This window comes from Nocardioides dongkuii (assembly GCF_014127485.1).
GTDB lineage: Bacteria > Actinomycetota > Actinomycetes > Propionibacteriales > Nocardioidaceae > Nocardioides > Nocardioides dongkuii.
On the sequence record NZ_CP059903.1, the window covers coordinates 786,466 to 798,736 of the forward strand.

Consider the following 12,271-nt stretch of genomic DNA (forward strand, 5'->3'; position numbering starts at 1 on the left):
AGCGGTCCTGGTTCGTCGGTGTTCGGTCTGGTTCTCGCGCCGCCGTCGTGATCACGTCCCGCTGGCGGCCAGCTCGGCGGTCGGGATGTGGTGGACGGAGATGCGCTTGCGGAACACCCAGTAGGTCCAGGCCTGGTAGCCCAGCACGATCGGGGTGAAGATCGCCGCGACCCAGGTCATCACCGTCAGCGTGTACGCCGTCGCGGCCGCGTTCGTGGTGGTGAGCGAGAACGCGGCGTCGGTCGTCGAGGGCATCACGTCGGGGAACAGGGCGAGGAACAGGCCGGTGACCGCGAGCCCGATGGTGACGAAGGTCCCGAGGAAGGCCCAGCCCTCCCGGCCGGCCCTCGCGGAGAGGATGCCAGCGACCAGCGCCAGCGCCGCCAGCACGAAGACGACGGCCGAGGCCGGGGTGCCGGTCCGCTCCTGGGTCCAGGCCAGGAAGACCACCGCGGCGACGGCGGCGCCGACGCCGAGCCGGACCGCGAGGGCGCGGGCCCGGTGCCGGATGTCGCCGTCGGTCTTGAGGGCCACGAACATCGCGCCGTGGGTCAGGAAGAGCAGCAGGGTGACCAAGCCGCCGAGCAGGCCGTAGGGGTTCAGCAGGGTGAACAGGGAGCCGGTGAACTCCTTGTCGGCGTCGATCGGGACGCCGCCGACGATGTTGGCGAACGCCACGCCCCAGAGCACGGCCGGCAGGAAGGAGCCGACGATGATCGCGGCGTCCCAGCGCGACTGCCACCGGCGCTCCGGGCGCTTGTGGCGGTACTCGAAGCCCAGGTTGCGCACGATCAGCGCCAGCAGGATCAGCAGGAGGGGCAGGTAGAACCCGCTGAAGAGCGTGGCGTACCACTCCGGGAACGCCGCGAACGTGGCACCGCCGGCGACCAGCACCCAGACCTCGTTGCCGTCCCAGACCGGGCCGATGGTGTTGATCATGACGCGGCGCTCGGTGTCGTCCTCGGCCAGCACCGGCAGCAGCATGCCGACGCCGAAGTCGAAGCCCTCGAGGGTGAAGTAGCCGACCCAAAGGACGGTGATGAGGATGAACCAGACAGTGGTGAGTTCCATGGGGGTCCTCCTCAGTAGGCGAAGGTCAGGGGAGCGTCGTCGTCGGCCGGGGTGTTGCCGGGGTCCGGCGGCTCCTGGAACGCGGGGGCGCCCGCCCTGACGTACTTGAGGGTGAGCCCGATCTCGATCACCGCGAGCACCGCGTACACCAGGGTCAGCGAGAGCAGCGAGATCCAGGCCTCGGTGGTGCTGACGCCGGGGGAGACGGCGTTGCCCACGGTCATCAGGCCGTAGACCACCCACGGCTGGCGGCCCAGCTCGGTGAACAGCCAGCCCCAGGAGTTGGCGAAGACCACGGCGAGCGGGAGCACGACCGCGAGCCTGGCCCACCACACGCTGGTGGGGACCCGACCCTTGCGGGTCGCCCACAGGACCAGCGCGGCGCCGGCGGCGGCCAGGACGCCCAGGCCGATCATGAACCGGAAGCTCCAGTACGTCACCGGGACCACCGGGACGTAGTCGCCGGCGTGGTAGTACGCCTCACCCGGGTCCTGGCCGTACTCCTCGGCGTACTCCTCGCGCAGCTCGTTGATGCCCTGGACCTCGCCGTCGAAGCTCCCGGTGCCCAGGTAGCTGAGCAGGCAGGGGACGGTCAGCGCGAACTTCTCCTCCTTGCCGTCGGGCGTGCCCAAGGTGAAGACCGAGAACGGAGCGCAGGTCTCGGCGGTCTCGTAGAGCCCCTCGGCGGCGGCCATCTTCATCGGCTGGACCTCGGTCATCACCTTGCCCTGCAGGTCGCCGGTGAGGGCGACGCCGAGGCCGGCGACCAGGGTGACCAGCGCACCCGCGCGGATGCCGATCCGGTACATCGGGCGGTCGCCCTCGGCGGTCGAGCGGCGCAGGTAGAGCCAGGCGCTGACGCCGAGCACGAACGCGCCACCGGTCATGTACGCCGCGGTCATCACGTGCGGGAACGTGACCAGCTGGACCTTGTTGACCATCACCGCCCAGAAGTCGACCAGCTCGGCGCGGCCGTTCTCGGCGCTGTACTCGTAGCCCACCGGGTTCTGCATCCAGGAGTTGGCGGCCAGGATGAAGTACGCCGAGAAGACAGTGCCGAGGTGGGCCAGCCACATGGTGGCCGCGTGCAGGCCGCGGGGGAGCTTGTCCCAGCCGAAGATCCACAGGCCGAGGAACGTGGACTCCAGGAAGAAGGCCAGCAGCCCCTCGATGGCCAGCGGCGCCCCGAAGATGTCACCGACGAAGCGGCTGTAGCCGGACCAGTTCATGCCGAACTGGAACTCCTGGACGATGCCGGTCACCAGGCCGAGGGCGAAGTTGATCAGGAACAGCGTCCCGAAGAACTTGGTCAGCCGGAGGTACTCGGGCCTCTTCTTGAACACCCACAGCGTCTCGAAGGAAGCGACGATGGCCGAGAGGCCGATCGTGATCGGGACGAAGAGGAAGTGGTAGACGGTGATGATGCCGAACTGCCAACGGGCAATCTCGAGAACGTCCAAGGAAGCGTCTGCTTTCAGTGCGGTGCGGGGCCTGGTGGGGGGCGCGCGTGTGGGATCTCTACGGAACGTCGTGGAGATTACGAGCGGGCGCCGTCGTCCGGCAGAGTCGCGCGACCTGCACGCCGCAGGACGAACGTCCCGACGGCGGAGAGGGTCGCCGTCGCGTCGACGAGCCGCGTCTAGACGGGCGCCTGCGCGGACGTGTCCATCCCCGCTCCCCGGCGCCGTCGTCCCGCGACCGGGACCGCAGGCAGGTCGGCCTCGGTGCGGGGGCTCACGTGCTGCCCGCCGCGCCGCCCGGAGCCGCGGCGGCTGATCACGAACGCCAGCACCTGGGCGACCGCCGCGAACAGCTCCGCGGGGATCTCCCGGCCGACCTCGGTGGAGGAGTACAGAGCGCGGGCGAGCGGTACGTCGCGCACCAGCGGCACCTCGTGCTCGACCGCCCGCTCGCGGATGGCCGCCGCGATCGCGCCCGCCCCGCGGGCCACGACGACCGGCGCGCCGCGCTCGGCCTGGTAGCGCAGCGCGACCGCGACGTGGGTCGGGTTCACGAGCACGACGTCGGCGGTCGGGACGTCGGCCATCATCCGGTTGCGGGCGGCGGCGAGCTGGCGGGACCGGATGGCGCTCTTGACCAGCGGGTCGCCCTCCGTCTGCTTGTGCTCCTGCTTGATGTCGTCCTTGCTCATCCGGGTCTGCTTGCCGGTGCGGTGCCGCTGGTAGGCGTAGTCGGCGGCGGCCATCACCAGGCCCGCCACCGCGACGCTGCGCAGCAGCCCGAGCGCGTGGTCGCTGACCGCGGCCAGGACCGTGTCGACCGGCACCATCCCCCCGAGCAGCGGCATCATCGCGCGGATCGCGGACCACACGAACGCGGCGACGACCGAGCACTTGATGAGCATCTTGGTGCCCTCCCAGAGGGCCTGCGGACCGAAGATCCGCTTGGCGCCCGAGATCGGGTTGAGCTTGGAGAACGTCGGCTTCACCGCCTTGGTGGCCAGGTAGAAGCCACCCTGCGCGACGGTGCCGGCGACGCTGACCAGCGCGATCCCGCAGGAGAGGACCAGCACGGCGACGAACGCGTGCAGCGCGCCCTCGCGCAGCAGCCGGGTCGCGGTGGCGACCGTGGGGTCCTCGGTGCCGCGCAGGCTGGCGAGCACGATCTCGCGCAGCGCACCGAGCTCGTGGCCGACCATCATCGGCATCGTCAGGGCGGCGAGCATCATGGCCGACCAGGCGCCCAGCTCCTGGGTGCGCGCGACCTGGCCCTCCTTGCGCGACTCCTTCCGCTTCTTCGCGGTGGGCTTCTCGGTCTTCTCCCCGCTCACGGCTCACCCCCCGCCCGCGAGGGAGGCCATGACCTCCATGGACAGCTCGGTGAGCGTGCGCACCACGCCGGGGAGCACCGGGAAGGACAGGCCGACCAGCAGCAGCGTCAGCCCGATCTTGACCGGGAACATCACGTTGATCGCGTTCAGCTGCGGGGCCACCTTGGTCATCAGCGCCAGGCCGAGGTCGGCGATGAAGAGCACCGCGATCAGCGGCAGCGCGATCTGGACGGCGGTGACGAAGAAGACCTGGAAGGCCCGCAGCAGCAGGTCGGGGCCGTGGTCGACGTCCGGCGTCGCGCCGACCGGGAGCAGCTTGAAGGTGCTCAGCAGCCCGCCGATGACGAGCAGGTGGCCGCCGGTGGCGAAGAGGAGCATGGTCGCGAGCATCTGGTGGAACTTGCCGAACACCGTGGTCATGTTCATCGCCAGCGGGTCGAAGCCCTGCGCGAGGGCGAAGCCGCCGAAGACGTCGACGAGGCTGCCGGCCGCGGCGATCGCACTGAACAGCACCGAGGTGAGGAAGCCCATCGCCAGCCCGATCAGGGCCTGGGTGACCACGGTCACGACCAGGCCCACGGTGTCCACCGGGATCGTCGCGTCGGCCATCGCCGGCGCGACGGCCAGGGCCAGCCCCAGGCTCAGCACGACCTTGGCCATCGCCGGGACCGAGCGGGAGGAAAACGGCGGCACGACGGCCATCCACGCCACGATGCGCACCGAGGCGAGGAGGAACGCGAGCACCGGCTCGCCGGCCACCGTGATGGTCATGTCAGCCCAGCAGGGTCGGGATGCGCTCGAAGAGCTGCTCGGTGAAGGTGATCAGGGTGTGCAGCATCCAGTTGCCGCTGACGACGATGGCGACGCCGACGGCGACCACCTTGGGGACGAACGCCAGCGTGAACTCCTGGATCTGGGTCATCGACTGGAACAGCGAGACCAGGAAGCCGACGGCCAGCGCGGTGACCAGGATCGGTGCGGAGAGCTTGAGCGAGACCACCATGGTCTCCATCGCGATCGCGATGATGTCGGTGTCGGTCACGGCCGGTCCCTACTGGTAGCTCGCGACGAGGGAGGTGATGACCAGCCCCCATCCGTTGACGAGGACGAAGAGCAGGAGCTTGAACGGCAGCGACACCATCACCGGCGGCATCATCATCATGCCGAGCGCCATCAGCGCCCCGCTCACGACGATGTCGATGACCAGGAACGGGATGAAGATGATGAAGCCGATGATGAAGGCCTGCTTCAGCTCGCTCAGGATGAACGCCGGCACCAGCGTGGACATCGCGACGTCCTCGCGGCTCTCCGGCAGGTCGCGGTCGGCGACGTTCGTGAGCAGCTCCAGCTCCTCGTCGCCGGCCTGGTGCAGCATGAAGGTCCGCAGCGGCTCGATGCCGGAGTCCCAGGCCTCGGTGCTGGTCTTCTCGCCGTCGAGGTAGGGCTGCACGCCGATGTCGTTCATCTCCGAGAGCACCGGCGCCATGATGAAGAGGCTGAGGAACAGGGCCAGCCCCGCCAGCACCTGGTTCGGCGGCGTCTGCTGGAGGCCGAGGGCGTTCCGGGTGAGCCCGAGGACGATGAGGATCTTGGTGAAGCTGGTGCAGGTCAGCAGGATCGCGGGCAGCAGCGAGAGCAGCGTGAGGGTGATCAGCACCGTCACCGACGAGCTCGGCTTGTCGGCCAGGCCCTCGAGGTCGATGGTGACCGAGCTGTCCGAGCCGCCGGGGCCGCCGGGACCCCGCGGCCCGCCGGGCCCGTCCTCGTCGACCGCAGGCACGGAGACGGCCGCCGGGGCTGAGACCGGGGCGGCCGAGGCGGACCCGGCGGTGCCGACCAGCGCGCCCAGCGCGGGCGCGAGGACCAGCAGCAGGAGGACGGTCGCGCGCAGGACGGCCCGGGTCACGAGGCGCGCCCGGTGACGGCGCGCGCGGCCTGCCGCCAGGTCTGGGCGGAGAGCAGGGAGCCCGCGAACGGGCCGGAGTCGGTGGCCTGGTCGGCGCGCGGGGTCGCGGCCGGGGCGGCGGCGCGGTGCCGGCCGGCGGGCTGCGGAGCGGGTACGGCGGGGGCCGGCTCGAGCTCGGCGGCGAGGGCGGCGGCGAACGAGTCGGGGGCGGCCGGCTCGGGGGTCGGCAGCGCCACCAGGGCGCGGCGCCCGGTGGTGGACCCGCCGTCCGCGGGGGCGGCGGCGATCAGGTCGGCGGGGTCGCCGACCCCCAGGTCGGCGGGGTCGAGCTCGGCGAGCATGCGGACCTGCTGGTCGGTGGTGCCGAGCACGAGCACGCGGGAGCCGATGGTGACGACGGCGACCGACGAGCCGCGGGTCAGCGACTGCCGGTGCAGGACCTTGACCGGGGACCCAGCCCGGCCCTGGAAGCGACGCGAGCCGAGCCGGGCCAGCAGCAGCAGGAGGCCCAGGACGACGGCCAGCGACACGACCATCCGCACGGCGAGCTCGGCCACGGCTCAGACCGCCGCGCTCTCGTCGACGATCTCGGTGACCCGCAGGCCGAAGTCCTCGTCGACGACGACGACCTCGCCACGGGCGATGAGCCGGCCGTTGACGAGCAGGTCGGCGGGGCTGCCCGCGGCGCGGTCCAGCTCCAGCACGGTGCCGGGGGCCAGGGCGAGCAGGTCGCGCACGGTCATCCGGGTGCGCCCGAGCTCGACGGTGACCTCCATCTCGACGCCGTGCAGCATCTCGATGCCCCGGCCGCCGGCGACCGGCCGCAGCCGCGGGGTGCCGGGCAGCGCCGAGACGGGCGAGGGCGCGGTCGGGGTGGACGGCGCCGGCGTGCCGGCGGCGGTGGCCAGGGTCGCGTCGGGGACCAGGAGCGCCGCGGCGAGGGTGGACCCGAGCAGCGGGACCGCGGTGGACGGGCCGCCGAGCTCGTGCAGGACGAGCGCGAGGTCGAGCTCTCGGGCGGCGCTCGCCCGGGCACCCAGCATCGACGCGGCGGTGTCGAGGGCGGGCTGCACGGCGGAGGCGAGGTCGAGGGCGCCCATCGGGCTGGACGCCAGCGCGGCGACCAGGTCCTCGCCGACCAGGATCGCGATCCGGCCCCGCACGGCGCCGGTGAGGTCGGCGACGACCGCGCCGGCGAAGCGGCCGGTGAGCTGCTCGTCGCCCGGCTGCGCGTCGCCCGGGCGGAGCGGCTCGGCCGACGGCAGCGCGCCGGCGACGCCCTGCGCGGTGGCGGTCAGGATCGCGGACACCGGGCCGGAGGGCTCGTGTGCGGTGGGCGGGGTCATGCGCTCTCCTCGGGGGTGGTGACGATCAGGGCGGCGAGGCGGGGGCCCTGGGCCCCGGCGGTCGCGTGGGCGAAGGCGGTGTCGTCGACGGTGACGTCGAGCGGGGCGGAGGCCGGGTGGGCCAGGCGCAGGACGTCGCCGACGCCGAGGCCGGTGAGCGTGGCCGGGTCGAGGCCGGTGCTGCGGAAGCGCACGGCGACGTCGACGGGGACGTCCTGGAACTCCCGGTGCAGGAGCTCGGCGGCCCGGTCGCGCTGGGCCCGCTCGCGGTTGGAGACGGGGGACGGCGCCGCGGCGGCGGTCAGGTGCGGGTGCAGGCCGTTGAAGGGCAGGCAGACCGTCATCGCGTGCGGGCGGTCGTCGATCCGCAGCTCGAGACGGATCACCACCACGACGTCCGCGGGGCCGGCGGCCTGCGCGAACTGCGGGCTGTACTCGACCCCGGTGACCTGCGGGTCCAGCGCGACGATGTCGGTGAGGGAGTAGCGCATCTCGGCGAGCAGGCGGTCGACGACGCCCTTGATGATGCCGCTCTCGATCTCGGTGAGCGGCCGCCTCGGCTGGACGCCGGTGCCGGGCCCGCCGAGCATGTGGTCGATGCAGGACATCACCGCGTCCAGCGGGATGTCGAGGACGCCCTGGCCGGGGACCGGCTCGGTCGAGAACAGCGTCAGGTACGTCGTGCCGGCGAGCGAGTCGACGTACTCCGCGTAGGTGCGCTGGTCGATCCGGGTGACCGAGACCTGGCAGACGCTGCGCAGCGCGGAGGTGAAGACCGTCATCGCCTGGCGGGCGAACGCGTCGAACCCGAGCTGCAGGATCCGCTGGTGCTCGCGGGAGAGCTGGATCGGGCGCTTGAAGTCGTAGGGAACCGGCTCGACGGCCGCGCCACGACGGCGCGACCGACCCGTCGACCCGGTGGGGCCGGGGGGGACGGTGCCGGCAGGCTCGGCGGTGGTCAGGCTCACGTCGAGGTTTTCGGCGCACGCTCGAGGGACCTGAGCGGAATCTTTACCGTCTCTTCACATGCTCCCCGCGGACGCGGGCCGGACCAGTGCGGGCTACTGGGTGACGAACTCCGTGAAGTAGAGGTCCATCACCTCGTGGTGGTAGGCCTCCTCGACCTCGTGGAGCAGCTCCTTCTTGATCTTCGCCCGCTCCTTGGGCTGCGCCAGCTCCTCGGTGGTCCGGCCGCTGAAGGTGTCGATCACCAGGTCGAGCGCCTTGCTGCCGTCCGCCGCGTGGGTGACGTCGGCGGTGAGCTGCAGGGCGACGCCGATCCGCAGGTAGTGCCCCTCGGCGAGGTTCACCTGGATCGGCTCCATGACCACGACCTCGCCCGGCACCGGCTCGGCCGCGTCGGCGCCGCCCGGCTTGAGGAGGAACCAGTAGGCCGCGCCCGCGACCGCGAGCACCAGGACCAGCACGAGGAGCAGCTTCTTCCTGCTCTTCTTCGTCGGCTCGGTGTCCGTGCCGTCCGTCTGCGGCATCGTCGTGACGCTCATCGGTGGGGTCCTTCCGGGCTGGTCTCGGGGGCGGGGGCGGCCTCGGTGCTGCCGTCCGCGGTCTGGCTGCTGGTGGTCTGGGTCTGGGTCTCGGGGGAGTCGTGGAACCCCGCGGCCCGCTTCTCGCGGGCGACCTCGGCGAGCAGCGCGCGGGCGTCGGCGGGGGCGTTGGAGAGGACCACGATGTCGACCCGCTTGTTGATCGCCTGCGAGCCGGCCTCGGCCGGGTCGACGAGCGGGCGCTCGTGGCCGTACGCCGCGAGCGAGAGCCGCTCGGCGGGCACGCCCAGGTGCTCGTCGAGGCGACGGAGCACCGCGATGGCGCGGGCGGCGGACAGGTCCCAGTCGGTGTCGAAGAACCTCGGCTTCCCGGACGCCTGGTTGGTGTGGCCGTCGACCTGCAGCGGGTCCGCGAGCTCGCGCAGCACCGGGGCCATGGTGTCGACGACCAGCCGCCCGCGATCGCTCAGGGTGGCCAGGTCCGCCTCGAAGACGACGTGCTTGGAGACCAGGCTGACGACCAGCCCGCGCTCGTCGTACGACGCCTGGACGTCGTCCTCGAGGCCGCGCTCGCGCAGGGCGGCGCGGATCCGCTCGTACACCTCGTCGAGGCGCTCGACCTCGGCCGCCGCGTCGTCGCGGGACCGCTCGGCCGCCATCCGGTTCTGCTCCTGCAGGGCGCCGTCGACCGCGGCGCGCTCCTTCTCGGAGAGCGAGGCGTTCGCCAGCTGCGGGTTGATGGTGGTGATCGGCGAGTTGTCGTCGGCGAGCACGGACTCGTTGCCGTTGAGGATGGAGTCCTGGCCGAAGCCGGTCGCGAGCCCGCTCTTGAGCGCGTTGTACTTCTCCTGGTCGACGGCGCTCATCGCGAACATCACGATGAACAGCACCATCAGCAAGGTGACCATGTCGGCGTAGGTCACCAGCCAGCGCTCGTGGTTCTCGTGCTCCTCGGGCTCCTCGTGCTTGGTGCGGCGGCGGCTCATCTCAGGCCGCCTCCGGGGCGGGCTGCTGGCTGCTCGGCAGCAGCGAGGTCAGCTTCTGGGAGATGATCCGCGGGTTCGCGCCGGCCTGGATGGCGGCGACGCCCTCGATCACGACCTCCATCCGAGCGGCCTCGAGCTCGCTGAGCCGCTTGAGCCGGCTGGCGATGGGCAGCCACATCACGTTGGCGGACAGCACGCCCCACAGGGTCGCGAGGAACGCCGCGGCGATCAGGTGGCCGAGCTCCTCCGGCTGGGCGAGGTTCTCCAGCACGTGCACCAGGCCCATGACGGTGCCGATGATGCCGATGGTGGGGGCGTAGGCGCCGGCGTCGGCGAAGAACTTGGCGGCCTGCTTGTCGGCGCGCTTCTTCGCCATCACCTCGGCCTCGAGGATCTCGCGGACCTCCTCGGGGTCGGTGCCGTCGATCGCCATCGTGACGCCCTTGGCCAGGAACTCGTCGTCGAGGCGCTTGACGGAGTCCTCGAGCGCGAGCAGCCCCTCGCGGCGGGCCTTCTCGGCGAGCGTGACGACCTGGGGGACGACGTCGCCGGACGACGGCACGCTGCCGGTGAACGCTCGCCCGAGGGCGGACAGCGAGCTCTTGAAGTCGTCCATCGTGCCGCCCGCCATCGACACGCAGATGGTGGCGCCGAAGACCAGGAGCAGCGGCGGCAGCAGCAGCATGCTCATCGGGTTCCCGCCCTCGAGCACGTTGGCGGTGATGATGACGACGAAGGCGCCGCCCACGCCTGCGGAGGTCGCGACGTCCATCAGGGCTTCGCCTCCGTCCGGGCGTCGGCGTGCTCGTCGGTGTGCTCGTCGGGGTGCGTGACGACGGAGAGGGCCGGGCGCACCGGGTCCGACTCCTGGTGGCCGGCGGACGGGGTCACGGCGGCGCCGGCGATCTGCAGCGCCTCGCTGAGCGCGATCACCTCCGCGCGGTGGTGGCGGACCGCGGTGACGAGGTCGCGCAGGTCCTCGCGGACGACGTACTTGGAGCCGTCCACCAGCGTGACGATGGTGTCCGGGGTGCTGTCGATGCGCTCGATGAGGTCCGAGTTCAACACGAACGGGGAGCCTGAGAGACGGGTCAGCAAGATCATGGGGGAGCACCATCCTTAGTGCGGTGTACGGCGGCCGTCCGTGGCCGTCAAGAGACCCATCGGCCGGGCATCGCCGGACCTGAGGCCTCGGGGCCGACCGCCCGGGTGCGCCGGGCGGTCGGCCTCGTGGGCGGGGTGGTCGGGGTCAGCGCTTGATGTTGACGAGGTCCTCGAGGACCGAGTCGGAGGTGGTGATCACCCGCGAGCTGGCCTGGAACCCGCGCTGGGCGAGGATCAGGTTGGTGAACTCGGCGGCGAGGTCGACGTTCGACATCTCCACCGCGCCCCCGATGAGGGTGCCGTTGCCGTTCCGGCCCGCGGTGCTGATCTCCGCGGCGCCGGAGTTGGCGGACTGGCGGAACGAGCTCTCGCCCACCCGCTCGAGGCCCATCGGGTTGTTGAAGTCGCCGACCGCGACCTGCGCGATCTCGCGCTGCACGCCGTCGGTGAAGACGCCGCGCAGGGTGCCGTCGCTGCCGAAGTCGTACGACGTGAGCTCGACGCCCGCGGGGACGGGCGGGGTCAGGCCGTCGGCGTCGAGCCGGATGTCGACCAGGCCGCCGGTGGGCTCGCCGTTCGCGTCGATCGCGTAGCCCTGCACGCGGCTGCCGGAGGAGGTCACCAGGGTGCCGGTCTCGTCGAAGGTGAAGGCGCCCGCGCGGGTGTAGAGCATCTCCTCGCCCTTCTGGACCACGAAGAACCCGTCGCCCTGGATCATCAGGTCGGTGCCGCGGCCGGTCATCTGCGCCGAGCCCTGCCCGAAGTTGCTGAGCGTGCCGGCGACCTGGACGCCGAGCCCGACCTGCACCGGGTTGGTGCCGCCGCGGCCGTCGTTGGCGCCCGCGGCCCCGGTCAGCATCTGGCTCAGGGTGTCCTGGAAGACCGTGGTGCTGGACTTGAAGCCGATGGTGTTGGCGTTGGCGATGTTGTTGCCGGTCACGTCGAGCATGGTCTGGTTGACGCGGAGACCGCTGATGCCGGCGAAGAGTGAACGGAGCATGGGACTTCCTTACGGTGGGGTGGAGCCGGGTCTGGGTGTGCTGGTGCTGGTGCTGGTGCTGCTGCGTGGTCCGGGTGGTGGTCAGTCCGTGGTGGACGGGGCCGGGGTGGGCGACGCCTCGCCGACGGTGATGACCGAGACGAGGGGGACGTCGACGCCGTCGACGTCGAGGACCGGGCCGGCCGCCTCGAAGGTGACGCCGCGGACGGTGCCGGTGGTCGAGGCGCCGTCGGCGCCCGTGTAGGTCACCTGCTGGCCGATCATGCTGCTCGCGCCGAAGGCCATCTGCGCGCCGAGGACGAGCGTGGTCTGGTCGGCGACGGCCTGCATCTTCTCGAGCGCGGTGAACTGCGCGGACTGGGCGAGGAACTCACCGGAGTCGGCGGGGTTCATCGGGTCCTGGTAGCGCAGCTGGGCGACGAGGAGCTGCAGGAACATGTCCTTGTCCTCGGACTGGCCCGCTGGGGCCGCGGTCACGAGGTTGCTGAGACCTGCGGCTGGGACGGCTTCGATGCCGGAGACGGACATGGTGGGACCTTTCGGTGGTCGGGTCGGACGGTCA

General features: G+C 71.6%; 15 protein-coding genes. All 15 read right to left on the minus strand.

The window, feature by feature from the left end; translation table 11 throughout:
• Positions 1-51: 51 nt before the first annotated feature.
• The 15 genes from cydB to H4O22_RS03735 all read right to left on the minus strand — a co-directional run bounded on the left by cydB (position 52) and on the right by H4O22_RS03735 (position 12,237).
• Positions 52-1,071: a cytochrome d ubiquinol oxidase subunit II gene (cydB, locus tag H4O22_RS03665; protein ID WP_182525717.1), complete on the minus strand. Its 1,020-nt coding sequence runs from the start codon at positions 1,069-1,071 to the stop codon at positions 52-54.
• A gap of 11 nt (positions 1,072-1,082) precedes the next feature.
• Positions 1,083-2,531: a cytochrome ubiquinol oxidase subunit I gene (locus H4O22_RS03670; RefSeq protein WP_182525718.1), complete on the minus strand. Its 1,449-nt coding sequence runs from the start codon at positions 2,529-2,531 to the stop codon at positions 1,083-1,085.
• Between the two features lie 179 nt (positions 2,532-2,710).
• Positions 2,711-3,862 (minus strand): EscU/YscU/HrcU family type III secretion system export apparatus switch protein, encoded by a 1,152-nt coding sequence (locus H4O22_RS03675; protein ID WP_182525719.1) that lies wholly within the window; start codon positions 3,860-3,862, stop codon positions 2,711-2,713.
• A 3-nt stretch (positions 3,863-3,865) separates the two neighbouring features.
• Positions 3,866-4,633, minus strand: coding sequence for a flagellar biosynthetic protein FliR (locus tag H4O22_RS03680; RefSeq protein WP_182525720.1), 768 nt, complete (start codon positions 4,631-4,633; stop codon positions 3,866-3,868).
• A 1-nt stretch (position 4,634) separates the two neighbouring features.
• The gene (fliQ, locus tag H4O22_RS03685; protein ID WP_182525721.1) at positions 4,635-4,904 is read right to left on the minus strand and encodes a flagellar biosynthesis protein FliQ; all 270 of its coding nucleotides are present in this window, start codon (positions 4,902-4,904) and stop codon (positions 4,635-4,637) included.
• A gap of 9 nt (positions 4,905-4,913) precedes the next feature.
• Positions 4,914-5,768, minus strand: coding sequence for a flagellar type III secretion system pore protein FliP (fliP, locus tag H4O22_RS03690; RefSeq protein WP_182525722.1), 855 nt, complete (start codon positions 5,766-5,768; stop codon positions 4,914-4,916).
• Positions 5,765-6,325: a flagellar biosynthetic protein FliO gene (locus H4O22_RS03695; RefSeq protein ID WP_182525723.1), complete on the minus strand. Its 561-nt coding sequence runs from the start codon at positions 6,323-6,325 to the stop codon at positions 5,765-5,767. The genes fliP and H4O22_RS03695 overlap by 4 nt, the downstream gene beginning before the upstream one ends.
• Before the next feature lie 3 nt (positions 6,326-6,328).
• A complete protein-coding gene (fliN, locus tag H4O22_RS03700; protein ID WP_182525724.1) occupies positions 6,329-7,114 on the minus strand; it encodes a flagellar motor switch protein FliN in 786 nt (261 codons plus the stop codon).
• Entirely contained in the window at positions 7,111-8,082 is a 972-nt protein-coding gene (locus H4O22_RS03705) for a flagellar motor switch protein FliM (RefSeq protein WP_182525725.1), read from the minus strand. The genes fliN and H4O22_RS03705 overlap by 4 nt, the downstream gene beginning before the upstream one ends.
• A 93-nt stretch (positions 8,083-8,175) precedes the next feature.
• Entirely contained in the window at positions 8,176-8,619 is a 444-nt protein-coding gene (locus tag H4O22_RS03710; RefSeq protein WP_182525726.1) for a flagellar basal body-associated FliL family protein, read from the minus strand.
• Positions 8,616-9,605 (minus strand): OmpA/MotB family protein, encoded by a 990-nt coding sequence (locus H4O22_RS03715; RefSeq protein ID WP_182525727.1) that lies wholly within the window; start codon positions 9,603-9,605, stop codon positions 8,616-8,618. The genes H4O22_RS03710 and H4O22_RS03715 overlap by 4 nt, the downstream gene beginning before the upstream one ends.
• 1 nt (position 9,606) lies before the next feature.
• Complete coding sequence (locus H4O22_RS03720; protein ID WP_182525728.1) at positions 9,607-10,377, minus strand: motility protein A; 771 nt, start codon at positions 10,375-10,377, stop codon at positions 9,607-9,609.
• Positions 10,377-10,709 carry a flagellar FlbD family protein gene (locus H4O22_RS03725; protein WP_182525729.1) on the minus strand — a complete coding sequence of 111 codons (333 nt, stop codon included), beginning with the start codon at positions 10,707-10,709 and terminating at the stop codon, positions 10,377-10,379. Before H4O22_RS03725 ends, H4O22_RS03720 begins: the two co-directional genes overlap by 1 nt.
• 145 nt (positions 10,710-10,854) lie before the next feature.
• Positions 10,855-11,709, minus strand: a complete 855-nt coding sequence (locus H4O22_RS03730) for a flagellar hook protein FlgE (protein ID WP_182525730.1) — start codon at positions 11,707-11,709, stop codon at positions 10,855-10,857.
• Between the two features lie 81 nt (positions 11,710-11,790).
• Positions 11,791-12,237 (minus strand): flagellar hook capping FlgD N-terminal domain-containing protein, encoded by a 447-nt coding sequence (locus H4O22_RS03735; protein WP_182525731.1) that lies wholly within the window; start codon positions 12,235-12,237, stop codon positions 11,791-11,793.
• Positions 12,238-12,271 lie beyond the last annotated feature (34 nt).

What these genes read in the sequence shown, in the direction of transcription:
- H4O22_RS03730 (WP_182525730.1), bottom strand. Translation starts at nt 11,709, where the DNA reads ATGCTCCGTTCACTCTTCGCCGGCATCAGCGGTCTCCGCGTCAACCAG.
- cydB (WP_182525717.1), bottom strand. Translation starts at nt 1,071, where the DNA reads ATGGAACTCACCACTGTCTGGTTCATCCTCATCACCGTCCTTTGGGTC.
- H4O22_RS03725 (WP_182525729.1), bottom strand. Translation starts at nt 10,709, where the DNA reads ATGATCTTGCTGACCCGTCTCTCAGGCTCCCCGTTCGTGTTGAACTCG.
- H4O22_RS03680 (WP_182525720.1), bottom strand. Translation starts at nt 4,633, where the DNA reads ATGACCATCACGGTGGCCGGCGAGCCGGTGCTCGCGTTCCTCCTCGCC.
- H4O22_RS03710 (WP_182525726.1), bottom strand. Translation starts at nt 8,619, where the DNA reads ATGAGCGTCACGACGATGCCGCAGACGGACGGCACGGACACCGAGCCG.
- H4O22_RS03715 (WP_182525727.1), bottom strand. Translation starts at nt 9,605, where the DNA reads ATGAGCCGCCGCCGCACCAAGCACGAGGAGCCCGAGGAGCACGAGAAC.
- fliN (WP_182525724.1), bottom strand. Translation starts at nt 7,114, where the DNA reads ATGACCCCGCCCACCGCACACGAGCCCTCCGGCCCGGTGTCCGCGATC.
- H4O22_RS03720 (WP_182525728.1), bottom strand. Translation starts at nt 10,377, where the DNA reads ATGGACGTCGCGACCTCCGCAGGCGTGGGCGGCGCCTTCGTCGTCATC.
- H4O22_RS03735 (WP_182525731.1), bottom strand. Translation starts at nt 12,237, where the DNA reads ATGTCCGTCTCCGGCATCGAAGCCGTCCCAGCCGCAGGTCTCAGCAAC.